This is a genomic window from Acetobacter sp. DmW_125128 (assembly GCF_008704325.1).
Lineage (GTDB): Bacteria > Pseudomonadota > Alphaproteobacteria > Acetobacterales > Acetobacteraceae > Acetobacter > Acetobacter oryzifermentans.
The window spans coordinates 78,831-103,570 of the sequence record NZ_VHOP01000020.1; the positions used below are offsets into that span (position 1 = coordinate 78,831).

Annotated in this window: 23 protein-coding genes and 1 tRNA gene; 9 read left to right on the forward strand and 15 right to left on the reverse strand. The window is 52.2% G+C overall.

Going from position 1 to position 24,740, the window contains the following annotated elements; genetic code table 11:
* Positions 1-24: 24 nt before the first annotated feature.
* From FKW19_RS08620 to rfbB, 6 genes are all read right to left on the reverse strand, one after another.
* Complete coding sequence (locus tag FKW19_RS08620; protein WP_193561053.1) at positions 25-2,682, reverse strand: DNA translocase FtsK; 2,658 nt, start codon at positions 2,680-2,682, stop codon at positions 25-27.
* Between the two features lie 235 nt (positions 2,683-2,917).
* Positions 2,918-3,892, reverse strand: a complete 975-nt coding sequence (locus FKW19_RS08625; protein WP_193561052.1) for a glycosyltransferase family 2 protein — start codon at positions 3,890-3,892, stop codon at positions 2,918-2,920.
* A gap of 80 nt (positions 3,893-3,972) precedes the next feature.
* The gene (rfbD, locus tag FKW19_RS08630; protein ID WP_089179793.1) at positions 3,973-4,878 is read right to left on the reverse strand and encodes a dTDP-4-dehydrorhamnose reductase; all 906 of its coding nucleotides are present in this window, start codon (positions 4,876-4,878) and stop codon (positions 3,973-3,975) included.
* A gap of 2 nt (positions 4,879-4,880) precedes the next feature.
* The gene (gene rfbC, locus FKW19_RS08635) at positions 4,881-5,453 is read right to left on the reverse strand and encodes a dTDP-4-dehydrorhamnose 3,5-epimerase (RefSeq protein ID WP_006115609.1); all 573 of its coding nucleotides are present in this window, start codon (positions 5,451-5,453) and stop codon (positions 4,881-4,883) included.
* Between the two features lie 47 nt (positions 5,454-5,500).
* Entirely contained in the window at positions 5,501-6,412 is a 912-nt protein-coding gene (gene rfbA / locus FKW19_RS08640) for a glucose-1-phosphate thymidylyltransferase RfbA (protein ID WP_035353063.1), read from the reverse strand.
* Complete coding sequence (rfbB, locus tag FKW19_RS08645) at positions 6,409-7,467, reverse strand: dTDP-glucose 4,6-dehydratase (protein WP_089179792.1); 1,059 nt, start codon at positions 7,465-7,467, stop codon at positions 6,409-6,411. Before rfbB ends, rfbA begins: the two co-directional genes overlap by 4 nt.
* A 201-nt stretch (positions 7,468-7,668) precedes the next feature.
* Between rfbB and FKW19_RS08650 the strand changes: the two genes are divergently transcribed.
* The 6 genes from FKW19_RS08650 to FKW19_RS08675 all read left to right on the forward strand — a co-directional run bounded on the left by FKW19_RS08650 (position 7,669) and on the right by FKW19_RS08675 (position 15,113).
* A complete protein-coding gene (locus FKW19_RS08650; protein ID WP_089179791.1) occupies positions 7,669-9,816 on the forward strand; it encodes a GMP reductase in 2,148 nt (715 codons plus the stop codon).
* Between the two features lie 54 nt (positions 9,817-9,870).
* Positions 9,871-10,566 carry a histidine phosphatase family protein gene (locus tag FKW19_RS08655; protein ID WP_035353066.1) on the forward strand — a complete coding sequence of 232 codons (696 nt, stop codon included), beginning with the start codon at positions 9,871-9,873 and terminating at the stop codon, positions 10,564-10,566.
* Positions 10,567-10,691: 125 nt separating this feature from the next.
* The gene (gene tldD / locus FKW19_RS08660; protein ID WP_035353069.1) at positions 10,692-12,149 is read left to right on the forward strand and encodes a metalloprotease TldD; all 1,458 of its coding nucleotides are present in this window, start codon (positions 10,692-10,694) and stop codon (positions 12,147-12,149) included.
* 119 nt (positions 12,150-12,268) lie between these two features.
* Positions 12,269-13,537: a tyrosine--tRNA ligase gene (gene tyrS / locus FKW19_RS08665; RefSeq protein ID WP_089179790.1), complete on the forward strand. Its 1,269-nt coding sequence runs from the start codon at positions 12,269-12,271 to the stop codon at positions 13,535-13,537.
* A 21-nt stretch (positions 13,538-13,558) separates the two neighbouring features.
* Positions 13,559-13,897, forward strand: a complete 339-nt coding sequence (locus FKW19_RS08670; RefSeq protein WP_089179789.1) for a hypothetical protein — start codon at positions 13,559-13,561, stop codon at positions 13,895-13,897.
* Between the two features lie 124 nt (positions 13,898-14,021).
* A complete protein-coding gene (locus tag FKW19_RS08675; RefSeq protein ID WP_193561051.1) occupies positions 14,022-15,113 on the forward strand; it encodes a glycosyltransferase family 4 protein in 1,092 nt (363 codons plus the stop codon).
* A gap of 95 nt (positions 15,114-15,208) precedes the next feature.
* On the opposite strand, the gene FKW19_RS08680 is transcribed toward FKW19_RS08675, so the two are convergent.
* The 8 genes from FKW19_RS08680 to FKW19_RS15430 form a co-directional block, all read right to left on the reverse strand.
* Positions 15,209-15,283 (reverse strand) — tRNA-Thr (locus tag FKW19_RS08680).
* 71 nt (positions 15,284-15,354) lie between these two features.
* Positions 15,355-15,768 carry an RNA polymerase-binding protein DksA gene (dksA, locus tag FKW19_RS08685; protein ID WP_003626519.1) on the reverse strand — a complete coding sequence of 138 codons (414 nt, stop codon included), beginning with the start codon at positions 15,766-15,768 and terminating at the stop codon, positions 15,355-15,357.
* Between the two features lie 215 nt (positions 15,769-15,983).
* On the reverse strand, positions 15,984-17,258 hold the full coding sequence (locus FKW19_RS08690; protein ID WP_089179787.1) for an O-antigen ligase: 1,275 nt from the start codon (positions 17,256-17,258) through the stop codon (positions 15,984-15,986).
* A gap of 61 nt (positions 17,259-17,319) precedes the next feature.
* Positions 17,320-17,886, reverse strand: coding sequence for a single-stranded DNA-binding protein (gene ssb, locus FKW19_RS08695; protein ID WP_006115597.1), 567 nt, complete (start codon positions 17,884-17,886; stop codon positions 17,320-17,322).
* A 77-nt stretch (positions 17,887-17,963) separates the two neighbouring features.
* Positions 17,964-18,548 (reverse strand): 16S rRNA (guanine(966)-N(2))-methyltransferase RsmD, encoded by a 585-nt coding sequence (rsmD, locus tag FKW19_RS08700; protein ID WP_089179786.1) that lies wholly within the window; start codon positions 18,546-18,548, stop codon positions 17,964-17,966.
* Positions 18,548-19,324: a pseudouridine synthase gene (locus tag FKW19_RS08705; protein WP_006115595.1), complete on the reverse strand. Its 777-nt coding sequence runs from the start codon at positions 19,322-19,324 to the stop codon at positions 18,548-18,550. Before FKW19_RS08705 ends, rsmD begins: the two co-directional genes overlap by 1 nt.
* A complete protein-coding gene (locus FKW19_RS08710; protein WP_089179785.1) occupies positions 19,321-20,052 on the reverse strand; it encodes a gamma-glutamyl-gamma-aminobutyrate hydrolase family protein in 732 nt (243 codons plus the stop codon). Before FKW19_RS08710 ends, FKW19_RS08705 begins: the two co-directional genes overlap by 4 nt.
* A 122-nt stretch (positions 20,053-20,174) precedes the next feature.
* On the reverse strand, positions 20,175-20,327 hold the full coding sequence (locus tag FKW19_RS15430; protein WP_003626506.1) for a hypothetical protein: 153 nt from the start codon (positions 20,325-20,327) through the stop codon (positions 20,175-20,177).
* Positions 20,328-20,543: 216 nt separating this feature from the next.
* Between FKW19_RS15430 and FKW19_RS08715 the strand changes: the two genes are divergently transcribed.
* Both FKW19_RS08715 and FKW19_RS08720 read left to right on the forward strand, forming a co-directional pair.
* Complete coding sequence (locus FKW19_RS08715) at positions 20,544-20,999, forward strand: nucleoside deaminase (protein WP_063354751.1); 456 nt, start codon at positions 20,544-20,546, stop codon at positions 20,997-20,999.
* A 176-nt stretch (positions 21,000-21,175) separates the two neighbouring features.
* Positions 21,176-22,744, forward strand: a complete 1,569-nt coding sequence (locus FKW19_RS08720) for a Do family serine endopeptidase (RefSeq protein WP_089179784.1) — start codon at positions 21,176-21,178, stop codon at positions 22,742-22,744.
* Positions 22,745-22,809: 65 nt separating this feature from the next.
* Here FKW19_RS08720 and FKW19_RS08725 read toward each other — a convergent pair whose 3' ends face one another.
* Positions 22,810-23,622, reverse strand: coding sequence for a Crp/Fnr family transcriptional regulator (locus FKW19_RS08725; RefSeq protein WP_006115589.1), 813 nt, complete (start codon positions 23,620-23,622; stop codon positions 22,810-22,812).
* Positions 23,623-23,899: 277 nt separating this feature from the next.
* Between FKW19_RS08725 and FKW19_RS08730 the strand changes: the two genes are divergently transcribed.
* Positions 23,900-24,733 carry an OmpW family protein gene (locus tag FKW19_RS08730; RefSeq protein ID WP_035353084.1) on the forward strand — a complete coding sequence of 278 codons (834 nt, stop codon included), beginning with the start codon at positions 23,900-23,902 and terminating at the stop codon, positions 24,731-24,733.
* Positions 24,734-24,740: the final 7 nt, after the last annotated feature.

Below are 24,740 nucleotides of genomic sequence, written 5' to 3' on the forward strand. Positions count from 1 at the left end.
TGGGGGGTGAAGAAGGAGGAATGTTTAATCCTCCCGATTAGCGCCAACCAACACCTTGCGGCGGCCAACGCGGTCGGCTTGGCTGATAATGCCGTCTTTTTCCATCTGCTCAATCAACTTGGCGGCACGATTATAGCCAATGGAAAGCTTGCGCTGAATGAAGGAGGTAGAGGCTTTGCCTTCAGCAGTTACAATGGAAACGGCTTCATCATACATTTCGGATTCACCGTTATCACCGCCGCCAGAACGGCCAGAACCACTATTGGAGGATGCTGTTTCATCCACGGGTTCTGCCAACACGTCATCATCGTAAACAGGTTCTCCCTGTTCTTTCAGGAAGTTAACAACCTGCTCCACTTCACTATCAGCCACAAAGGGGCCGTGCACGCGGGTAATGCGGCCGCCACCTTGCATGAATAGCATGTCACCTTGGCCCAATAGCTGTTCAGCCCCCTGTTCGCCCAAGATGGTGCGGCTATCAAACTTGCTGATAACCTGAAAGGAAATACGGGTGGGGAAGTTGGCTTTAATAGTGCCGGTAATTACATCCACAGAGGGGCGTTGCGTGGCCATAATAACGTGAATACCAGCAGCACGCGCTTTTTGGGCCAGACGCTGCACGCAGGCATCAATTTCTTTCCCGGCCGTCATCATCAGGTCAGCCATTTCGTCAATAATCACGACGATATAGGGCATGGGGTCTAGCGTAACAGATTGTTCCTCAAAAACCGGGTTTCCCGTTTCGGGGTCAAACCCTGTCTGCACGCGGCGCACAACCACTTCACCATCGGCACGGGCTTCTGCTGCACGGGCATTATAGCCCGCAATATTCCGCACCTGCATATGTGCCATGGTGCGGTAACGGCGGTCCATTTCGCGCACAACCCATTTAAGGGCGTTTACGGCTTTTGGCGGCTCTGTCACCACCGGTGTAAGCAAATGTGGAATGCCATCATAGATGGAGAGTTCCAACACCTTAGGGTCAATCATGATCAGGCGGCATTCATCGGGGGAAAGCCGATAAAGCAGCGACAGAATCATGGCGTTTACACCAACAGATTTACCCGAACCCGTGGTGCCAGCTACTAGCAGGTGCGGCATACGCGCCAGATCACTGAATGTCGGCTCACCAGCAATATCTTTGCCCAAAGCCAGAGGAAGCTGGCCCGGATCATCCCGCCATGTCGGCTGGTTGAGCAGCTCAGAAAGGTAAACCGTTTCACGCGTTTGATTAGGCACTTCAATGCCCATCACGTTACGGCCCGGCACCGTGGCAATACGCACACTCAACACAGAAAGAGAGCGTGCCACATCATCTGAAAGGCCGATAATACGGGCAGAACGAATACCCGGCGCTGGCTCCAGTTCATAGAGCGTAACAACGGGCCCTGCGCTCATGCCTACAATTTTGCCCTGCACACCATAATCGGCCAGCACCTGTTCTAGAAGTCGTGCTGTTGCGTGAAGCGCTTCTGGGGAAGGGCCTGTGCGTGTATTGCTCGGGGCCGGTTTGAGAAGGCTGAGAGGTGGGAGTTCCCATCCACCTTTACGCACTGTGGCGCCTGCACGGGCCGTAGAGTTGGTGCTGCTTTCCTGATTTGCACTTCCAGAAAACAGACGCCCCAGAATACCCGATTTAGCCGCTTTTTCTGCAACGGGTTGCAGAGGCGGAGGGGGCGCTTGTGTGACGACTGGAGCCGGCGTAGCAGCAGGCGCAGGGTCTGGCATATGATGTGCTAATTCCATGGAAGAAGAAACCGCAGGTTTTTTGCTGTCTTCTTCATTATGCAAAACCAAGGCTGTGCCAGCAGATGCGGGCGTAGATATTGGTGCCGCGTGGGAAACTTCTTCTACCTCTGGTTCATCATGAGCAAAGAGAGACTGTGAGGAAGCTTGAGGTCGGTTTTTATAAAGATCGGCTGTTTCCGTGGGAGTATAGGCATCGGTCTGGGGTTTGCGGCTGGCATAGTAACGCACAAAGCGCACCCCAAGCTTGCCCGGCAAGCGCAGCAACGTAAGTGTTACCCGCCAGATGGCAAACCATTCCTCCCGCCGCAGGCCTGTTGCTAAAGCCATAAGCAGAAAAGCCAGTAGCAACCCAAGCAGCCACAGCACCATACCACCAGCCGGACCAATGGCCGCCATACCAGCAGCAATGGATGTTTGGGCAATGGAATGGCCAATGCCCCCGCCAACACCCGCTTGGGTTGGCCAGTTAATGGCGGGCAGGGCAGTGAAGAGCAGAGGAATAGCAGATAGCAATGCGCCAGAAACTGGTAACAGGCACAGAATAGCTACAACACGCATGGCAAATACAGGCCATGATTCGTGGCCCAGTAGCCGGTGGCTCATAAACCGCCAGCCCCATGCAATTAGAATTAACGCGGGCAGAATGGCTGCCAACCCCACGCCCTGCAACAGCGTATCGGCAAAAAAGGCCCCGCTTATGCCTAACAGGTTGGTAGGCGGCTGGCCTGTTGCTGTGTTGAAGGATGGATCATTGGGATTATAGCTGACAAGTGCAGCCAATAAAGCGCAGGCCAGAACGCATAGCGCAAGCCCACCACCTTCCTCCAGGCGCAAACGCAACGTGCTTTTGTGTGAGGATGGGGGATAATGATCGGATTGCGTAGGGCTTATGCGCGCCAAGGGTGTTGATCCTGACTCCAGAAGCCGAAACACGTTTCCAGCATGCCAGAAAAATGTTTGCGGGTGATTGATGAGAATGATTCGGTTTTAGCAGTAGCGGTAATCTATCGTGAACAGCTTTATAGCAGAAGCACTGGAACGTGGTTTTGTTAAGGAAGGTGTAAAGAAAATGCAGGTGTTGAGCACATTATCTTGCTCATAATGTTTTGTTTGCACGCTATTGGTAATGGAAAAGCGCAAAGCCAATCTCAAAACTACGAGATATTATTCAGCCCAGCAGAAACCACAGCCTGAAAATAATTTGTTCCGGCCAAGTATATCTACGCAGTTTGGGGGAGTGCTGTAGCATCTGCCATCTGTGCCATCTTCCTATTATACCTGATTGTGATAGCACTCTCTGTAATGCATCTAAAAAATGGCGGTTGTTTGCTGAAAGGTAAGTTTGCTTGCCAAGATAGGCCAGATTATCCCGAAAGATAGACATAAACTGCCAAGGCCCGCGCCGAAGGGCGGCTAATGCCCGTTGCGTAAATAAGGCAGGTGCACCTACGGCATTATTATCATGCTGGCGATAAAATAGTGTGGGCTGATTGTCTGTAATAACTGTGCCATCTGCGCCAGTTACAACCAGATAAGCCCACCAATCATGCAAAATATGATTGGGCGGCGGAAAGCTGCCTTGCAAGAGGGAGACCGCCGCAGGGGCAAGCATAATGGTGCAGCCTGTGGCAATATTCTGCGTTAATGCCATTTGAAAACATGGATTTGGCGGTAACTGCGGTGAAATGCTGATTGGGCGCAGCTTGGTGTCTGTTAAGCGTTGGCGTGAGCAATAAAGCGCAGGTTTTTGGGTGGTTGTTAGCGCTGTGAGCCCACGTTCCAGTTTATGCGGAAACCAGACATCATCCTGATCACAGAAGGCAACAAAAAAGCCCGCGGGCACATCTTTCAGAAGTGTTGCGTAAGAAAGTACAACCCCCACATGCGCAGGGGATGACGTAATTTGCCTGCAACGTTGATGGCCGACATCCAGGGTAAACTGATGCATGCATGCGATACTTGCATCTGTAGATCCATCATCTCGCCACAGCAGAACCCAGTTTGTATGCGTTTGCTGTTTAAGAGATGTTAGCAGATCATTTAAAAATGCAGCACCATTGTAAACAGAAAGTAAAACGGCAACAGGAACGGTTTCCTGAGATTGGGGAAGATCCATCCCGTGTTGCACGTTTGGTGTCTGCACCTGACTGTTCACTTCTGCATTTTGTCAGGCGGTATTGATTGAAATAACCTTCTGGGGCCGCCTGTTTCCCCAGAGAGGTGTCAGGAAGGTGTGGTGAAGATTTGGTGTACTACCTTGTTCACGCTTTCCTGCCATTGCGGCATTTGAATACCAAATACGTGCGCGAGTTTGCTGTTATCCATGCGGGAATCAGCCGGACGCTTGGCAGGGGTTGGCCAATCTTCTGTGCGAATGGCTGTAATGGTGGGTTTGGCTTGGCCATATTCAGCCGCTTTTTGTAGCGCGGCTTCGGCCAGACCATGCCACGTTGTCTCACCCGTGCCACAAGCATGGTAAATGCCTGCGTATTCATCTTTCCAGCCGGTGTTTTCAATAGTGGCCAGAATGGAAAGAATAGCCTGCGCTAGATCATCGGAACAGGTTGGGTTGCCGCATTGATCCCCCACAACCTTCAAGGCTGGGTTTTTGGCGCCAACATTCAGCATTGTGCGCACAAAGTTTTTCCCGTGCGCTGAATAAACCCAAGAGGTGCGCAGAATGATGCTACGCGGATCAGCCGCCAGAATGCACTGTTCACCTTCAGCTTTGGTGCTGCCGTAAACAGTCTGTGGAGAAACAGGGTCTGTTTCCACATAAGGTGCGCCTTTGTCTCCAGCAAAAACATAATCTGTGGAAACATGGATAAAAGGTATGCCGCGTTCTGCACACAGGCGGGCCAGCAGTTCTGGCCCCGTTGTATTGGCACGAGCTGCGGCTTCAGGTTCACTTTCTGCCAGATCAACAGCCGTCCATGCTGCGGCGTTTACCACAGCAACCGGTTTGATGGCGTCTAGCGTAGCCTTAAGTGTTTCAGGGCGGTCAAAATCAAAATCAGGACGACCGACGCAACGGATGCGCGGGCCACCGAGATTTACCAGAGATGTTGCCAGTTGGCCTTTTCCGCCAGTTACCAGAACAGGGCCGCCAGTTTCAGACAGAATGCTCATGCTTAGCCTTCTTTCCCCGTATACTGAAACCATCCCTTGGCTGCTGAAAATTCTGGGGCCAGCAAGTCTTTTTCAGACAATACGGCATCCTCAGCCTTAACGGGCCACTCAATCCCGAGTTCCGCGCTGTTCCAGATAACGGCGCGTTCAGATGCTTTGCTGTAAAGAGCCGTGCATTTGTATTGCACTTCTGCATTTTCAGTCAGGGTGCAAAAGCCGTGAAGAAAGCCAGGTGGAATCCAGAGCTGAGACCAATTTTCTTCAGAAAGTTCAGCCGCAACCCATTTGCCATAAGTAGGGGAGCCTGTGCGCGCATCTACGGCAACATCCCAAATGGCACCGCGAGTGCAACGTACCAGTTTGCCCTGTGCAAACGGATCAAGCTGGCAATGCAGGCCACGGATAACGCCTTTCTGGCGGGAAAGGCTCTGGTTATCCTGCACGAAAGGTTCCGTAATGCCTGCTTCGCGCATGCGTTCGATATTGTAGGTTTCTGAAAAGAACCCACGATTGTCACCAAAGCGTGGTGGCGTAATCAGAATAACATCGGGAATGGCAAGGCGTTCGGATTTCATGCGCGGGAAACTCCTGCGTTGCTATAGGGGAAAGGAAAAAGCAGGCCTTAGTGGCCTGCACCTTCAGATGAAGCTAGGTTGAACAATACCCGGCCCAGTTCTGTTTTACCCATGCGTTTGGCATGTTCTTTAAGATGATCGGCAGAAATATACCCCATACGGAAGGCCACTTCTGCAGGAGAACCGACAAGCATGCCCTGACGTGCCTGAATGGTGTGCACAAACTGGCTGGCTTCTAGCAGGCTATCGGGAATACCCGCATCCAACCAGGCACAACCACGGCCCAGACGCTCAACTTGCAGGTTGCCTTCTTCCAGGTAAAAACGGTTTAGATCTGTAATTTCCAACTCACCACGTGCGGAAGGTTTTACCTTTTTGGCAAAATCCAACACACGGTTATCATAGAAATACAGGCCAGTTACTGCCCAGTTTGAAGGTGGGTTGGTGGGTTTTTCCACAATATCAAGCGCACGGTCTGTTTCATCAAAGGAAACAACCCCATAACGTTCGGGGTCACGTACCTGATAAGCAAAAACAGTAGCGCCTTGTGGGCGTGCAGCCGCTTTTTGCAAGGAAGCGCTGAGGTGATCGGCAAAGATCAGGTTATCACCCAGAGCCAATGCGCAAGGTGCATCCTGTAGCCAGTCTTCAGCAATCAGGAAGGCCTGCGGAATACCATCTGGTGAAGGCTGGACACGGTATTCAAAGTTTACACCAAACTGAGAGCCATCTCCTAGCAGGCGCTTAAACTGCGGCAGATCCAGCGGGGTGCTGATGATCATGATATCCTTGATACCTGCCAGCATAAGCGTGGAAAGCGGATAATAGACCATTGGTTTATCATAAACTGGCAGCAACTGTTTGCTGGCTGCCAGTGTCATGGGGTAAAGCCGCGTGCCAGATCCGCCAGCCAGCAGAATGCCCTTCATGGGGGTAGGAGTAGCAGGTTTTTGAATCATGGAGCAGTGGTTCCCAGTCTCTGGCCAGTATAGCGGCGGGCGCGAATGCTTTCCCACCACGCGCGGTTGTCCAGATACCACTGGACAGTGCGGCGGATGCCGGTTTCAAAATTATGCTTAGCTTTCCAGTCCAACGCTTTTTCTGCGTGGGAAGGATCAATTTCGTAACGGAAATCATGGCCGGGGCGATCTGTTACATAACGGATCAGCCGTTCATGTGGGCCTGCGGTATCTGGAGAAAGTTCATCCAGAATGCGGCAGATTGTCTGCACAACTTCCAGATTGGTGCGCGGCTGGCGGGCGCCAATAGCGTAGGTTTCACCAGGTTTGCCCGTTTCAACGGCTTTCACCAGAGCTTCTGCGTGGTCTTCCACAAACAGCCAATCACGCACATTGTCACCCTTGCCATATACGGGCAGTTCTTTGCCCTCAATGGCGTTAATGGTGATAAGCGGGATCAGTTTTTCAGGAAAATGCCAGATGCCGTAGTTATTTGTCGTGTTGGTGACAAAAGTGGGCAGCCCGAAGGTATGATACCAAGCCCGAACCAGATGATCGGAAGATGCCTTGCTGGCCGAATATGGGCTGCGTGGATCATACGGCGTTGTTTCGGTAAATGGCGGATCATTGGGGCCGAGTGCACCAAAAACCTCATCCGTGGAGATATGATGAAAGCGGAAGGCTTCTTGCGCTTCCTTATCCAGAGTCATCCAGTATTTGCGGGCGGCCTCCAGCATGGAGTATGTGCCCACCACATTTGTCTGGATAAAGACGCCCGGCCCATCAATGGAGCGATCAACATGGCTTTCCGCCGCCAGATGCATAACTGCATCTGGTTTAAAACTGTTGAACAGCTTTTCCAGCGCAGGTGTATCTATGATGTTGGTCTGTGAGAACGTATAGCGTTCGCTCTCTGGGGCGTCTTCAACTGTCTCAGGAGAAGCTGCATAAGTCATGCAGTCAACATTCAGGACAGAATGTGAGGTATTGTGTATGATGTGGCGAATAACGGCAGACCCGATAAACCCACAACCACCGGTTAATAAGATGCGCATGCTATGTCGTTCTTCAAGACCAGAATGATATAATTGCCTGATAACAGCTTATCAGTCATATGGGAGAAGAAAGCAATTCTCCAGCATTCTTACGTTTTTTCTATGCAAATCTGGATAGAGAAGGATATCTCACCCGTTAGACAAAAATATACACAGTCTAATTGAGGTAGAACTTCTATAAATGAGGGTGTTTTTAATTCAATGACAGGAACCCGCCAAACAGATCCAATGCAGTGGGTGCATATGGTTCCGGAACTGGCATTTCTGGCTGCTTCCTCTCCTGTTATTGGAAAACCAGAGCAATCAAAACCGTTTGTTTGTGAGCAACACAATGGAGCATGGACGCCGGTTTTTGGGAAACTGTTTCTGGAAAATAAAGAACAAATTTCTTTTTATGGGCGCATGGCGCTGGAATTGGCTTTTCTGCTGAATAGCCTGCCTGCGCATGATGTGAAGAAATATTTAAATCGCATTTGGGTAGCTTGCGCCCGCAGTGCGGCGCGGTGGTGGAAGATTTTTGGTGGGGCTGTAGAAAACTGCCCGGAAAGATGGGTGGAAGCGCTGGCAGCAGATAGGCTGCCTGATATGGAATGGTTGCAGCAGGTATGCCAACAGCAGTTATCTTCTGTATTTCAGGTAGGAAACGATCCGCAGGTTTTTTCTGGTCAAACTGAAAATGTTAATGATTTTTGCCAGTGGGTGCAGCGCGTCTGGCCTTACCTCGGATCTTCTGACGTGCTTATGGCAGAAGGTGGGGATGAAAGACTCGGCCTTAATCCTCAAACCCATCAGAATCGTTATGGCTGCACCTATAGTCCTTCTGTAACAGGCGGACAGTATTCTTCTTCCACGGCCTCATCGCCGTCTTTGCATGCATTTAATGCTGTGGAGAAATGTCGGCTGGAGCTGGTGCGGGAAATGCTTGTGCAGCCTCCAGAAGTACCATTGCTTGCGCTTGAAGCAGATACCAAGGCCTTTTTGGCGCAATATTACGGTGTTGAAAAACCAGATAACTGTATTTTAGCGCCATCAGGTACGGATTCCGTGCTGGCTGCGTTGGCTCTTTCTTTGGTTGTTAACCCTGCCGTAGGTGTGGTTTTGGCAGGTGTGGAAGAAACCGGCAGCGGTGTGCCATTGGCAACGCAAGGTCGGCATTTTGCAAGCACAACTGCATTGGGTTTCCGTGTTCGTAAAAGCGAGAAGATATCCGGGTTTCCAGCAGGCACACAGTTGGTAACAGCCCCATTGCGCACCGAAAATGGCGAGCTGAATTCTCGGCAAAATATTTTCCATATTTGTCAGCAGCAGATTCATAAAGCCATACAGGCCGGGCAACGTGTGCTGCTTTATTTGCTGGATACCTCTAAAACGGGCCAGCTTGTTCCCGATATGCAGGTCGTGCAGGCGCTTTGCCATACATATCCGGGCCAGATTGATGTTGTGGTGGATGCTTGCCAAGCGCGCCTGATGCCAGAGCGTATCAAGGCCTATTTGCAGCGTGGCTGGGCTGTTATGGTTACGGGTTCCAAATTTTATACAGGCCCGGCGTTTTGTGGGGCACTGTTATTGCCAGAAGCGTGGCGGCAACGGCTGGATCATGCTGTGTTGCCATCAGGGCTGGTAGCCTATTTTAATCAGGCGGAATGGCCCGCCTGTAAGGCAACAGCTTCTTTAAACAATGGGTTTAATTTGGGGCTATTACTGCGCTGGGTTGGTGCATGTGCGGAAATCAAACGTTTTTCTGACGTGCCTGCCACAGAAAAAATCCATCGCTTGGGGCAGTTTCTGGGTGGAATACGCCATATTCTGGAGCAGGATCAGACAATAGAGCTATTGCCAGATACCTTTGCAAAGCGGAGCGCTCTGCCCGATGCGTGGGATCAACAGCAAACCATTTTTTCTTTTCTGATCAATGGTGGGGGTAATAGCGGCATGACTCCCGTCTTAAACCTTGAGGAATGTCGCCAGCTACATGTGTGGTTAAAACAGGATATCTCTGGCTATCTGCCATTCGGCTGTCCAAATTCTGTGTATCAGATTATGGCCAAAAATTATCAGCTAGGGCAACCTGTTGCTGTGCCTTATGCACAGGTGCGCGGGCAAATGGCGGGTGCTTTAAGAATTTCTGTTAGTGCCCGCCATATTTCTGGGTCAGATATGCCTACAGGTATGGCGTATCAAACGTATCTGGATCAGGAGATACAAAATATTCAATATGTCATGGAAAAGATTTCCCTGATCCTGCGCTATTGGCCATTTTTGCAGAAAGCGGAGGAAAAGGCGGCTTCTGCACAGTCTGAAAACGTGATGGATGTTGAGGCGGAAGTATTGCTTCCTGTTGCATTGTAGGGGGCACCATTTCGGCTCTTGCGTCACAAGTTAGCCGGCCGCACAACACACTTTATGAACGAAATAAGAGACCTTCCCAAAGTTTTACCTTCATCTCAGGATCATTTTCTGGATGGCCCTAAATTGGCGCCGGGTATTACGCGTTTCTGGCTGATCCGCCACGCATTGGTGGAAGAAAATGCCCGTATGTGCATGTATGGCGCAATGGATGTGCCTTTGTGCCCCGATAGCCTTATTGCGCAACGCCCTATGTATCGGGCTTTGGCAGAACGCCTGCCTAAGCCAGCACATTGGCTTGTAAGCCCGTTATCTCGCACACAACGCACAGCGCAGGCCGTGCAGGAAGCTGGCTATGGCCCCGCCAAGCTGACAGTAGAGCCAGATCTGATTGAACAGAATCTGGGCTCATGGCAGGGCCTGCCTTATGAGGAACTGCCCCAGTATCTTAATCTTGCACCGCATCCGTTCTGGGCTGTTGGGGCAACGGAATGCCCGCCAGAGGGTGAAAGCATGATTGATGTCTGCGCGCGCGTGGGCCGCTTGCTGGACAGGCTGGCAGAAAAATATGCGCAGCAGGATATTATAGCGGTAACACATGGTGGCGTAGTGCGTGCGGCATTGGCCCATGCCTTGCGCATTCATGCGGAAACAGCACTTCATTTTTCCGTGCAGAATCTGGCGCTAACCATTCTGGAACGTTTGGACGTGGGCTGGCGCGTTGTAACTGTAAATGAATTGCCTGGCGTATAAGCCGGGCCCAGCCAAAATTACTACGGAAAAGCCAGCCATGCCGGGTTTACGTGGCGGTTTAACTTCCTATGTTTTGTGTATGCGCCATTACGGTGTGGCTATTTCTTCCTGAAGGGTTGTCGTGCATGTCTTCTTCCTCTCAGCATCCGGGTGCTCTCGCCGTTACGGACCAGCTGTTTTTTCATCGTCCAGATGCACAACTGCATAAAGATGATGCGGAAAAGCTGACAAAAACGGCATTGGCCGGAATGGAGGATGGTGAACTTTTTCTGGAATACAGAGAAAGTGAAGGCATTGCATTGGACGATGGTGTTATCCGTTCGGCATCCTTTAATACCAGCAGCGGATTCGGTCTGCGCGCTGTATTGGGGGAAGAAACGGGTTTTGCCCATTCGGATGAACTCAGCCGGTCTTCCTTATTGCGTGCTGTAGATGCTGTAAGCGCCGTGCGTGCCGGACGCTCAGGCCAGATGGCATCACCGCCACGGGCCACCAACCAGCGGCTTTACACAGACGCCAACCCGCTGGGTGATAGCGATTTTGCAACGCGTTCTGGCCTGCTTTCAAAAATAGATGCCTATGCGCGGGGCAAAGATAATCGTGTGGTGCAGGTTATGGCCTCCCTTTCGGGGGAATGGCAGGCTGTGCAGATCATGCGGGCCGATGGCACACGTGCGGCAGATTTGCGCCCCTTGGTGCGGCTGAATGTATCTGTTGTGGTGGAACATGATGGCAAGCGTGAAAGCGGAAGTTACGGGCTAGGTGGCCGGTATGAGATCAACCGCTTGCTGAATGAAGAAACATGGCAGGGCGCTGTGGATGAAGCGTTGCGGCAAGCATTGGTTGCATTAGAAGCACAACCCGCACCAGCAGGTGCCATGGAGGTTGTGTTAGGCGCAGGTTGGCCCGGCATTTTGCTGCATGAGGCCGTTGGCCACGGGTTGGAGGGGGATTTCAACCGCAAAGGCACATCCGTATTTGCCGGGCGCATCGGTAAGCGTGTGGCTTCCCCCGGCGTTACGGTTGTGGACGATGGATCTCTACCCGACCGGCGCGGCAGCCTGACTATTGATGATGAAGGCACGCCCACAGGCCGCACGGTGTTGATTGAAGACGGTATTTTGCAGGGGTACCTGCAGGATAGGCTGAATGCACGCTTGATGGGCATGGCGCCTACAGGAAATGGGCGTCGCCAGTCATACGCGCATATGCCTTTGCCGCGCATGACCAACACCATCATGCAGCCCGGGTCTTCTACAACGGAGGAAATGATCTCATCCGTAAAGCGTGGCCTGTACGCGGTGCACTTTGGGGGGGGGCAGGTGGATATCACCTCAGGCAAGTTTGTGTTTGCCGCATCTGAAGCTTATCTGATCGAAAATGGCCGTGTAACGGCGCCTGTAAAAGGTGCTACCCTGATTGGAAGCGGGGCGGAGGCCATGACACAGGTTTCCATGATTGGTGGCAATCTGGAGCTAGACCCCGGTATCGGCACCTGCGGTAAAGCCGGGCAAGGCGTGCCGGTTGGGGTGGGCCAGCCTGCCCTTAAAATGACTGGCCTGACCGTAGGCGGCACAGCTTAAGGCTTTTTTCAGCCAAATGCTTTTGGGCTGAGTGTTTCTGTTCTCTGCTCTCTCATGCTAGAGCGTCTGTCTGCTGGTTCTGCCCTGCAGACAGGGGCCGGAGAGAAGGGACAGGATAAATGGTCGAGAACGGGTTTAAGAGTTCTTTCATGCGGGAGGCCGCTGCACGCGGCTTTATTTTCCAGTGCACGGATGCCGATGCGCTGGATGCGCTGATGGCAGAAAAATCCGTGGCGGCCTATATCGGGTTTGATCCTACGGCAGATAGCCTGCACGTTGGCAGCCTTATCCAGATTATGATGTTACGGCTGTTGCAAAAACACGGCCACCGACCAATAGCGCTGGTGGGTGGCGGCACAGCCCGTATTGGTGATCCATCCTTCCGGGAAGAAGCCCGGAGGTTGATGACGGAAGATATCATTAAGACCAATCTGGCCGGTATAGAAGGTTGCTTGCGCCAGTTCCTCACCTTTGGTTCTGGTGCATCAGAAGCAGTGCTTGTGAACAATGCAGATTGGCTGGACAAGCTGGCCTATATTGACCTGCTGCGTGATGTGGGGGTGCATTTTTCCATCAATCGCATGCTGGCGTTTGATTCCGTAAAAAATCGCCTTGAGCGCGAGCAGGGGCTGACATTTCTGGAATTCAACTATTCCATTCTTCAGTCTTACGATTTCCGTGAATTGAACCGCCGCATGGATGTTGTGTTGCAGCTTGGCGGGTCAGATCAATGGGGCAACATTATTTCTGGTGTGGAACTGGTGCGCCGCACAGACCAGAAGAGCGTTATGGGGCTAACTACACCACTGCTTACAACGGCATCTGGTGCCAAAATGGGCAAGACAGCCAACGGTGCCGTGTGGCTTTCTGAAAAACGTTTACCAGTGTTTGATTACTGGCAGTTCTGGCGCAACACGGAAGATGCAGATGTAGGTCGTTTTCTGCGGCTGTTTACCGAACTGCCGCTTGAAGAATGTGCACGTCTGGAAGCCCTGCAAGGCGCGGAAATTAACGAAGCCAAGAAAGTTCTGGCAACAGAAGCAACGGCTCTATGTCATGGACGCAATGCGGCCTTGGCTGCGGCAGAAGCTGCCCGCCAGACGTTTGAAGAAGGCCGCGTAGCTGCGGCAGATCTGCCGGTGCATGAAGTGGCAGAGGCCGATATGGCCGCAGGCATTCCAGTTTTTCGCCTGTTTGCAGAAGCAGGGTTGGTTAAAACAAATGGGGAAGCTCGGCGTTTGGTACGAGGTGGCGGGGCGCGCCTTAATAATGATGTGATACAAGATGAAAATAGGCTGATTACACAGCAGGATATGGTGGATGGAGCCATCAAACTTTCTGCTGGTAAAAAACATCATGTTCTGGTGAAGGTTGGGGGTTCAGCCTGATAGACCGATAAGGAGGCTACCGTGAAAAAACTGGCGTTAAAACTGTCTGCTTTGGGGCTGTTGTGCAGCCTAAGCGCATGCGGTGGCCCCTATTATGGTGATGGCGGCCTGTATTATCCATACGGGTATTCAGGCTATGGCCCCGTATATGATGATTATTATGGTTATGGCCGTTGGGGCGGTGGTGGCCGAGGCCCGCGGCCTCGCCCAGGTTTTGGTCCCGGTGGCCGACCCGGTGGGCATGGTGGCCCCGGTGGCTTTGGCCCTGGCCCACGCCCAGGCGGTGGTGGTGGTCGCCCACCAGGTGGTGGCCCTGGCGGTCCCGGTGGCGGTGGTGGCCCTGGTGGTGGTCACAGATAATCTTGCCAAGGCAGCATTTTTCAAAGTTTGAAGGTGCTGCCTTTTTACTGGAAACAGTTTTTTGCTTACCTAATCAGTTCTGAACAGATGGGTTTTAGTGTTTCTCTGCGCAGGAGCTGATGGCGTGCTGTACCCTAAAAAAATTGCCTACGTTATTAACTCGCTAGAAGGTGGTGGCACGGGCGCTATGGTGCCTTCCATTACGGGTTTTTTTCGTGCGCGTGGGTGTGATGTTGGCGTTTTTGTGCTGACCCCACGGGATAAACGGGCAGAGCCAGCGCTCCAAGCCGCGGGGCTGGATATACACATTAGAGAAGGTGGAGAAAGCGATCATCTCCAAGCATATTTATGGCTACGCCGTAAACTGGCTGCGTGGCAGCCCACCCAGATTTGGACGTCTTTAACACGCTCTACTTTGATCGGGCAGCAAGTTGGGCGCAGCTTGCGCGCGCCGGTTATCAGTTGGCAACACAATGCGTTTTTGAAACCGGGAAATATTCGTCTTTTACGGGCAGCCAAATCGCTTTCAAAATTATGGGTATGTGATTCGGAATGCGTGGCAGATATTACGCGCGCACGCCTCAAACTGCCGGCAAATAAAGTTATGTCTTGGCCGGTTTTTCAAGCTTTGCCGGATATTCAGCCAGCACAGCCTTGGACGCAGGGAGAGGTGATTCGTGCAGGCTCACTTGGGCGGCTGCATGTTGCCAAAGGTTACGATATTCTCTGCGCAGCCCTTAAGCGCCTTCAGGCCTATACATCCTTGCCTGCGTTTGAAGTGACAGTTGCAGGAGAAGGGCAGGAGCGGGCTCATCTTGAGCAGATGGCAAAAGAATTAAAGCTCACGAATATTCGTTTTTCAGGCTTTGCATCTTCATCGCAGGATTTTCTATACACCCAGCATCTTTATCTTCAGCCATCTCGGCGCGAAGGGTTCTGTATCGCCATGCATGAGGCCATGCAGGCAGGCTTGCCTGTTATTGGCAGTGATGTGGGGGAGATGGATCGGTCTATTGTAGAAAATGTAACCGGGTGGAAGGTGCCGCCAGAAAACCCGATTATGTTGGCCGATACATTGGCAACAGTTCTTGCGCAGCCAGGGCGGCTTGCTGAGGTTGGTCAGAACGCAAGGCAATTTGTGCTGGAAAAGTTCAGTAAAGAGAAGTTTTTTGAAAATGGAGATGCCATTTTCCGGCATCTGGCAAGGCAGATTTAAGGTGGTACGGGTGGCCACCTAAAAGGCGAACAGCTTCCTGTTTTGTACAACGCAGCACAGAAACAGCAATTCTTATAAAGTATTAAGGGAGAGACTGGTGCTGCTGGACAGGATTGAACTGTCGACCTCTCCCTTACCAAGGGAGTGCTCTACCACTGAGCTACAGCAGCTTAGTCTGCGGGCGTTCTAGCTGTTCGCGCGGAACGCCGCAAGACCAGATACGGTAAAAAAGACGAAAAAATTAATCGTCGCGGTGGGTTTTTTCCATGCGCTCGTGCTGCTCCTGCGCTTCAATGGAAAGTGTGGCAATGGGGCGTGCCTCCAGCCGTTTCAGGCCAATGGGCTCACCCGTTTCTTCACAGTAACCATATGTGCCGTTTTCAACCCGCTGCAAAGCAAGGTTGATTTTGCCAATCAGCTTGCGGGCACGGTCTCGCGTACGCAGTTCCAGTGCACGGTCTGTTTCCACACTAGCACGGTCAGTAATATCAGCTTCATGGATGCCGCCTTCAGAAAGGCTGGCAAGCGTATCTCCTGCTTCTTTAAGAAGGTCGGCGCGCCATTTAAGCAATTTCTGCCGGAAGTACTCCGTCTGAAGGGGATTCATGAACTCTTCATCTTCAGAGGGGCGATAATCTGGCGGTAAGGTAATCATGTCTGTCGTCAGCCTTTGCAATGACAGGCAGCCTGCCTTGAAAGAATGACGCGGCTTATAGCGGCATCCCGCTCACCCGCCAACAATTTTATGGGGCTAAAACGCAGAAAAGCGACAAAGGATAAAGTAAGAGTAAGAAAAGACTGCATTTAAAATGAGTAATGAAAAAATATTTTAAGAAAGTTCCCGTTTTTATAAACGCTTTCTTAACAAAATTATGCACGTTTTTGTGAGCTTGATGCTGCTATAAGCCAACCAACAAACATAAAAATCCATCCCGCAGTGGGGAAAGAAAAAACAGCACTGGTTGAAGTAATGGGCCATAACAGAATGCAACAGGCTACAAAGAGCATGGCTTGCTGCGGATGGTGTTCTACATCCAGCGCTCGCCAGCCAATGCGCACCCATTGAAAAGCCAAACCTATAAATGCCACAAGGCCCGGTAAACCAGCTGTTGTGGCAACTTGCAGATAATAGTTGTGCGGGTGAATATTACAGCCCCGATCCGTATCATTTGTAAGCGTTTCTATACCTAGAAAAGACAAGGCATGTGTTTGGATAGGGACGTGGCAGAAATTCCTAAAGCCATCCATACCCAGCCCCGTCCAAGGGTGTTGGGCAACCATAGCAATGGCGGAACGGAAAAGCTTGCCGTAGTCGCTTTGGGCAAAATGATGCAACTGATCAGAAAATTTTAGGACAAGTTTGGCGTAAACAGGCGGAGAGATGACAGGCAAGCAGGCAATCAATCCACCAGCGCACGCAAGAATGAGGCCAAAGGGCAGGCGAAAGCGGGGAAAGATAAATGCCGTAAGAGACAGCCCAAAAAAGAGCAGCACACAGCTCATACGTTGGCCGATCAGCACCATGGTTGTAACGCCCAGCAACAGAAGCGCACAGCCAAGAACCCAGTATTTCAGCTTATTTTGGCGTAACAGGCGTAAAACGCTTGGCATAATGCCGGGAAAAAACAGCATCAGCAGCGTAAACCCCGCGCGGGGTTTTGTGAATGGCCCTGTCAGGCTGCCATCACCCCAGCGCGGCATTCCCATCAGGTTTATGCCGGTTAGATACTGTTGCCAGCATTGGCTTATCAGCCACAAAGCGGCCAGTAAGCAGATTCGTTCCAGCCACATGCGTTGTGCTTTAGTGGCAAGAAGCCAGCATTGTAGTGCCACGCAAAACAGAAAAAGCCGAGGCAGGCAAAGCGCCTGCACCCATTCCTCCGTAATGCCAACATGCATGGAAGAAAGCAGGCATAATCCGCAAAATAATGCGGCCAGTTTAAGCCACGGTTGTTTAATCCATTGCCAGTCCTGCAACAGGACACTGTGCAACAGAAACAGCCCCCCGATGATAGAAGCAAACGTGTCCGAAAGGGCGCGGCTATAGAATAGAAAAAATGGGAAGATACTCAGACACACCAAACCTGCTGCTGTGAGATATCCAGCCAGCTTAATACGGAATGGGGAAGAAACAGCAGGAGGCATGTCTGGAATGGATAAGGCTGGCCATAAGATAGTGCAGCCAGCCTCCAATCAGTTGGGTTGATTAGAACGGGATTTCGTCATCAAGATCCCCGTTGCCGCCAGATGCATCCCAGCCGCCGGAGTTATTGCCGCCGCTGCGCTGCGCTGGCGGCTGGCGTGGTGCGGATGATGGAGCGCCATAAGCACTACCGCTGCCCCCACTGTTGTAGCCACCGTAGCTGCTGCCGCTTCCACCGCTAAAGCCACCGCCGCCTTCGCTTTCACCTTCGCCACTATTGCGGCTATCCAGCAGCACCAGCTCACCACGGAAGCGGTCAATAATCACTTCCGTTGTATAGCGTTCCTGACCACCCTGATCTGTCCATTTTCTGGTTTGCAGGGAGCCTTCCAGATAAACCTTGCGGCCTTTGCGCAGGAAACGTTCGGCCACATCTGCCAGCCGTTCATTAAAAATGACTACGCGATGCCATTCTGTGCGTTCACGCCGTTCACCAGATGCGCGGTCATTCCATGTGTCGCTGGTGGCCAGAGAGAAGGAAACAATCTTTGCACCGCTCTGGCTGGAGCGCACTTCGGGGTCTTTGCCCAGATTGCCGACCAGAATAACCTTGTTAACGCTGCCAGCCATGAATGCCGTTACCTTCTATTTGCGTAAAATCCATTTTCGTTCTGCCTATGTAGCGCACTGGCCGAACAGGTGAAAGCTTAAAGCCGCCAGATAGAAAATCGGGCTGCGCCATGTTGGCGTTCTGCTAGAAAAACAGGTGTGCTTGCCGTTTCTAACGCTTCTTCTTGGGTGGAAAAAGGTAAAGCTTCCTCACGCCCTGTTTCAATAATCGCAATGGCATCTGGAGCAATCCAGCCTTTGCTTTGTAGGGCTTTGAGGGCGCGCTCAGGCAGCTTCTGGTGATAGGGGGGATCTAGAAACACCAATCTAGCCGAGGCCGTGCAGGCCGGTGGGGAGATGACATTCCGCGCAATCACGGTGCAGCTATCTTCCCATTTGCAGGCTTGAATATTGGCCCGTAACGCGGCTAGGGCCGGGTGACTGGTTTCGAAAAAAGTCGCATGGCTTGCACCGCGAGAAAGCGCTTCCAGCCCTAATGCGCCTGTACCAGCAAATGCGTCCAGCACATGCGCACCTGAGAGAAGTGTAGGCCCACCCCAAGGTGCATGTAGCAGCATATCAAACAAGGCCTGCCGTACACGGTCTGCCGTGGGGCGTGTGGTCTGCCCTGTGGGGGCTGTTAGTAGCCGCCCTTTACGGCTGCCAGCAATAATCCGAACCATTAATCTGCCTGTTTTGCAGGTGCGCGCTGGGTGGTTGGGGTCTTTTCTGTTGCTTTGGGGAGCTGATCACGCAGCACGCGGGGAGAAACTTCTTCCAGTTCACGGCGCAGCAAAGTGCCAAGCTGAAAAGGCCCATAACTGGTGCGTATCAGGCGGCTGACGTGCAGGTTCATGCCCGCCATTACCTTACGGATTTCACGGTTTTTCCCTTCCTTGAGGGAAACTGTCAGCCACGCATTGTCACCCTTGCGCGAATCCAGAACAGCATGGATAGGGCCGTAACGCACACCATCAAACACGCTGCCTTGGGCAAGGCTTGCCAAGCGTTCTTCATCCACCACGCCAAAGACGCGCACTCGGTAGCGGCGTAGCCAGCCGTTGGAGGGAAGTTCCAGCCTGCGGGCTAGCTCGCCATCATTGGTGAGTAGCAGCAGTCCTTCACTGTTCAGATCAAGGCGTCCAACGCTGATAACGCGCGGCATACCCTCTGGCAGGGAGGCAAAAACCGTAGGCCGACCTTCCGGGTCTTTGTGCGTTGTCACCAAACCATCTGGCTTATGGTAACGCCACAAACGAGTGCGTTCCGGGGCTGAAACGGGTTCTCCATCAACCTGCACAATATCGCCATTTGTTACAAAGGTGGCAGGGTGTGTTACCGGCTGGCCATTCAGGCGGATGCGGTTTTCCTCTATCATGCGCTCCGCATCACGGCGGCTGGCAACGCCACTGCGGGCCAGCCATTTTGCTATGCGTTCCCCTCGGGTTTCCTGCGTCACGCTGAATCTCCTGCTGCCTGTATGAAGGCTTTGAAAAGTGCTTTGTCTGCGGGGTCTATGCCAAATTCCGGGTGCCATTGCACCCCAAGGCAGAAAGAATGTGTGGGATCTTCAATCCCCTCAATAATACCATCTTCTGCTACAGCGTTAATAATGCATCTTCCCGGTGTTTTGACAGCCTGATGGTGGGATGAATTAACGCCAATACGTGCGGGGTTGTGCGTAATACGGGCCAATAAGGTATCCGGCGTGACCGTTACACTGTGGCTTGCTTCATCCCGTGGGTTTGGCTGTTCGTGCGGAAGGGCTGTGGGGCATTCTTCTGGAATGTGCTGGATCAGGCTGCCGCCAAGGGCCACGGCTATAAGTTGCATGCCACCACATATACCCAAAACCGGCATATCACGCTGTAAGGCTTCAGCCAGATAAGCAGCCTCAGCCTGCGTGCGGCGAGGGCGCAGGCTTACGGTGGGGTGCACATGCGTTTCCCCATATAAAGAGGGATCAATATCAAATGCACCACCCGTTATAATCAATCCGTCCAGCAGGTGCATGTAATCGGCACAAAGCTGCGGAAACAAAGGCAACGCAACAGGCAGCCCGCCTGCGGTGGAAACGGCAGACATATAATTTTCCCGCATGGCATACCATTTGAAGAGGGAATAACGGCCTTCACCGCCATCTTCCAAATCAAGCGTAATACCAATAACGGGACGTTTTTCTATCATATGCCACTATCCTGAAAGAACGGAGGAGAAAGAGAGGCAATACCGTTCTTTCAGGGGTATGTAGCAAAGTATTGGTGCGGGAAACAAAAACCCGTGCGGTCAATCCGTTTCTGGCTTGCCTGTTAGCGGGACAGAAAGGAAGGAATACTGATAGGAAGCGTTTTGGTGGCGGTGGGGGGCGGCGCCAAGGTTGCCGGTTCGTAATTGACACCGTCTGCAATGGCGAGACCAAATCCAATGGCCGCAGCAGCCAGAATGAAAGACAGGCTATGCATGTTTCTGACCCTCCTCAATCGGGTTTGGTATGCTTGAAAAACAACCCCAAAGGCACCCTCACGCTCTGTTACAGAACAGATTAAGGCTCCTTTAAGGCAGGATGACAAAAAAGCATGCACGATTGCAAGAAGAATCTGGATATTTTCTAGTAGATAAAAGCGAAAAAAACCTGAACGTTTCGGATGGTAGAGAGTAACATTTCGTGAGCATACGGCATGACTAAACAAAACGGCATGGAGCTGGCGTTGTGGCAGGCGCATCTTGCTGCTGCAAACGGAGAAGTGCCGGTGGGGGCCGTGCTGTTAGATAGCGCCGGAAAAGTGTTGGCGCAGGCAGGTAACCGCGTTGAAGAGCTGCATGATCCATCAGCTCATGCTGAAATGTTGGTCATGCGCGAAGCCGTGCAACAGCGGCAGGGGCAAAAGCTGGCAGACTGCACCTTATTTGTCTCGCTTGAACCATGTCCTATGTGCGCGGCGGCTATGGCGCATTTTCGGCTGGGGAGGGTGGTGTTTGGCGCGTATGACCCCAAAGGCGGTGGCGTAGAGCACGGTGCACGCTTGCCGCATCGCCCCGAAACCTTACATCGTATGGAAGTTATAGGCGGCGTAAGGGAGCAGGAATCGGCGGAAATGCTGAAAACTTTTTTCCAGACATTACGCTGCCGATAACATCTTGTGAAATTATCAAAGAGACAGCTTTTTTTTCTTGGTTAAGAAACCATGTTAGCGTTGTAGGCGTAAGACACTGTAAACTCTGGGCAATCTGTGGTGGCTGCCAGAGAGGGGTGTTTGGACCGTCCGGGAATTGTCCTGTCGGGATAAAACAAGGAACAGTCGAAGTCGTGATGTCGGGAAAATCTGTGACAAAAGTTTGGGCGCGGAACAGACGCCGTAATTGGCTCTCAGCCCTTCTGGCAAGCTGTGTATTGGTAACGGCCGCCGCTCCATGGTGCAGCACGCCAGCACGCGCAGAAGCTGATAGTGTTATTAAGCCGAACACCCCCACTTCTCAGCGTATTCCGGATTTTGTCAGTCTGGTTAAGCAGGTTAAGCCAGCCGTGGTGTCTATTACATCCATGATCCGGGCAGATGCAGTGGAAGGGGATGGCGGCGGTATGGGCGGCATGCCCTTCCCGTTCCCGTTTCCTTTCCAGATGATGCCGCAGCCTTCTCATCAGACGATTGAGGCCAGAGGCTCCGGCTTTGTGATTTCAGCCGATGGTTACGTGGTGACCAACAACCATGTGGTCAAAGGCGCCACCAAGGTTACGGTAACATTGGATGATGGCACAACGCTGCCTGCCAAGGTGGTAGGGCGTGATGGCAAAACCGATCTGGCGCTTCTGAAGGTGACAACGTCTGAAAAACTACCCTTTATTGAACTGGGGGAATCAGATGATGTGCAGCCCGGTGAATGGGTGATTGCCGTTGGTAATCCGTATGGGCTGGGGGGCACTGTTACGGCTGGTATTGTTTCTGCCCGTGGCCGAGATATTAACGAAGGCCCGTACGATAACTTCATTCAGGTTGATGCGCCCATTAATCGTGGGAATTCCGGCGGCCCGCTGTTTACACAGGACGGTAAGGTTGTTGGGGTGAATACCGCCATTCTTTCACCTTCTGGCGGGGGGTCTATTGGCATCGGGTTTGCGATTCCATCGGATACCGTGCGCAATGTGGTCGAGCAGCTTCGCAAAACGGGGCATGTGGTACGCGGCTATCTGGGCGTAAATGCACAGGTTATTTCTCCTGTTATGGCGCGCGCCCTTGGTTTGCCATCTCCCTCCACACCGGGGGCACCGCCAGTGGGTGCGCTGGTTGCAAGCGTAAGCCCCGGTAGTCCGGCTGAAAAAGTTGGCCTGAAATCGGAAGATGTGATTACCGATTTTAATGGGCAGAAAGTCAGCAACCCACATGATCTGGCTGTGCGCGTGGCGTCTATGGCACCGGGTAAGCAGGCTACAATCGGTTATCTACGTGGCGGTAAAGCCCAGACAGCTACCGTTACAATCGGAGATCTGAAAACTGCTTCCAGTGATGGCAGCAGCGGCAGTAATACGGATGTTGCACGTGGCCAGCGGCTTGGTATTGCCTTGGCACCCCTTTCTCGCGATGTGCGCCAGCAGTTGGGGCTTTCGGCAGATGTGCGCGGCGTTGTTGTGAGTGACGTTGATCCTGGTTCCCCGGCAGATCAGGCGGGTATTCGGCCAGGAGATGTCATTCAGGCAATTGGCAGTCAGGCTGTGGATTCCCCGCGGGCGGCGGTGGCCAGCGTAAAGGCCGCACTGGCGTCTAAAAAGCCTGTGTTGTTGCGGGTTATGCGGGATAATCAGTCTCTGTTTATCGCGATCTCTCCAGATGGCAGTAATAATGCCCCGTCATCTGATGATGGCGGTGATGACGACGATAACTAAAAAATTGAGGTTATCCGAATCGTTGGAAAGGCTGGTTCAGAAATGGGCCAGTCTTTTTTTATGCGCTAAATGGATTTAAGGCCGTAAGCGATGTCTTGCAGATTGGGCAGGGAAAGAATGCGGATGCAGTGATTTTCTGTGCCCGAAATAATTTTATCACGGCGGAGGGCGCTGATGGTGCGGCTTACCGTTTCAATTGTCAGCCCTAGATAGTCTGCAATATCCACACGTGTCATGGGCACAGAAGCTGTGGTTTCTGCATCGGGATCATGCGGATAGGTGCGGTGATATTGTTTGATCCGGTCTAGAAGAAAGCTGGCAACTTTTTCTTTGGCGGTTTTGCGCCCTAACAGCAGCATCTGTTCCTGTGCATCAGCCAATTCATGCGTGACAGCCGAGAGGAGATGGCGGGCAAATCCTGGGTATTCGGCCAATAAATTTTCTATCTGCGCATGTGTGCAGCGGCACAATAATACAGTGCTTACGGTTTCTGCCCCAAAAGAATAGGTGCGTGAGTTACTAAGGCCAACAAACTGGCCTGCATCTGCAAATCCGGTAATCTGGCGGCGTCCATCTGGTAGAGATTTAAACAGTTTAACTGTGCCGCTAATAACATTGAAAAAAGCAGATGCCGGTGTGCCTTCTTCAATAACTGCCGTGCCCGGAGGCAAGGAAATCTGACGTGTGGCGTGTGCCAAAACCGCCACATCCTGATCTTCTATGCTGCTGCACAGGTTATACTCGCGCACCTTGCACATCAAACATCGAGTGGAATCGGTATCTGTGCGTCCGGTGCGTTTGCCAACGGAATGAAGTGCCTGAGCGGAAGGAGAAGGTGGCATGGAAGCAGAATCCGGAAAACCCGGTACCTTCAGCATTATGGCGAACGTGCTGGACCGGAAAGAAAAGGAATATGTGGCGTAACTATTATGTCCTTGTTGATATAAATCAATAATGCGCAGTTGTCTGGGGTGGATTGGTTACAATTTGCCTTGGCTATAGGCCTTAAAATGCGCTGTGGTTAAAATGACACAGTATTGTCGCATATGGGGCGGAGATGTCTGGGATTTGATCTAAATCAAGGCTGGAAGAACGCGCGCATGATTTTTCCCGCTTCAGATATTGTTCTCTAGCGCAGTGGAAAGACACACAGGCATGGTCAAGTTCCGTTCCCTTTTTACGGCAGTGGTGGCTGGCGTTGCCGCTCTGGCCGGTACCGCCAAAGCTCAGACAACAGCTCCTAACGCTGCATATGTGAATGCACCGGTCATGCAGCGCATTCCCGATGCACCAAAGCCGGGTGCGGGGCATTGTGGCTTGTTTGAAACCTGCGCCAGCACAAAAATCGGTCTTGGCCGTGGGGACTTCATGATCCGTTTGTCCGGTGTGGGCGTTCTGCCGCAGGATCGTGATAGCAAGGCTTGGCTGACAGCTCCTGGCCTTGGTCTGAACCATCTGCCATTGAACAACACGCATCTTTCCACCACCAATCAGGCCATGCCGGAACTGACGGTGGAATACTTCATCACAGACAACCTGTCTGTTGATCTGATTGCCACCAGCACCCGTCATGAAGTGGCTGCGCTGGGTAGCGATGTGCCTTCTCTGGGTGGCCCCCGCAAGCTGGATGTTGGTAGCGCATGGGTTCTGCCCCCAACGGTAACATTCGCTTGGCATTTCCGTCCGCATAAGCGCTTCAACCCATATGTGGGTGTGGGTGCAACGGCTATGTGGTTCCACAACATGAACGGTAACCGTGGTTCTGCTCTGGGTCTGACCAAGCTGAACGCTGGCTTCACCGGTGGCCCGTCTGTTAACGTTGGTTTCGATTACCAGATCGTGGGCAACTGGTTCTTCAACGCAGATGTTAAACAGATGTTTGTGCGTATGCATGCTTGGGTTGAAAACCCGGCAGAAAGCCTGAAAGTGAAAGCACACGAATCTCTGGATCCGACAGTGGTTTCCGCTGGTATCGCTTACCGGTTCTAAGGCACAT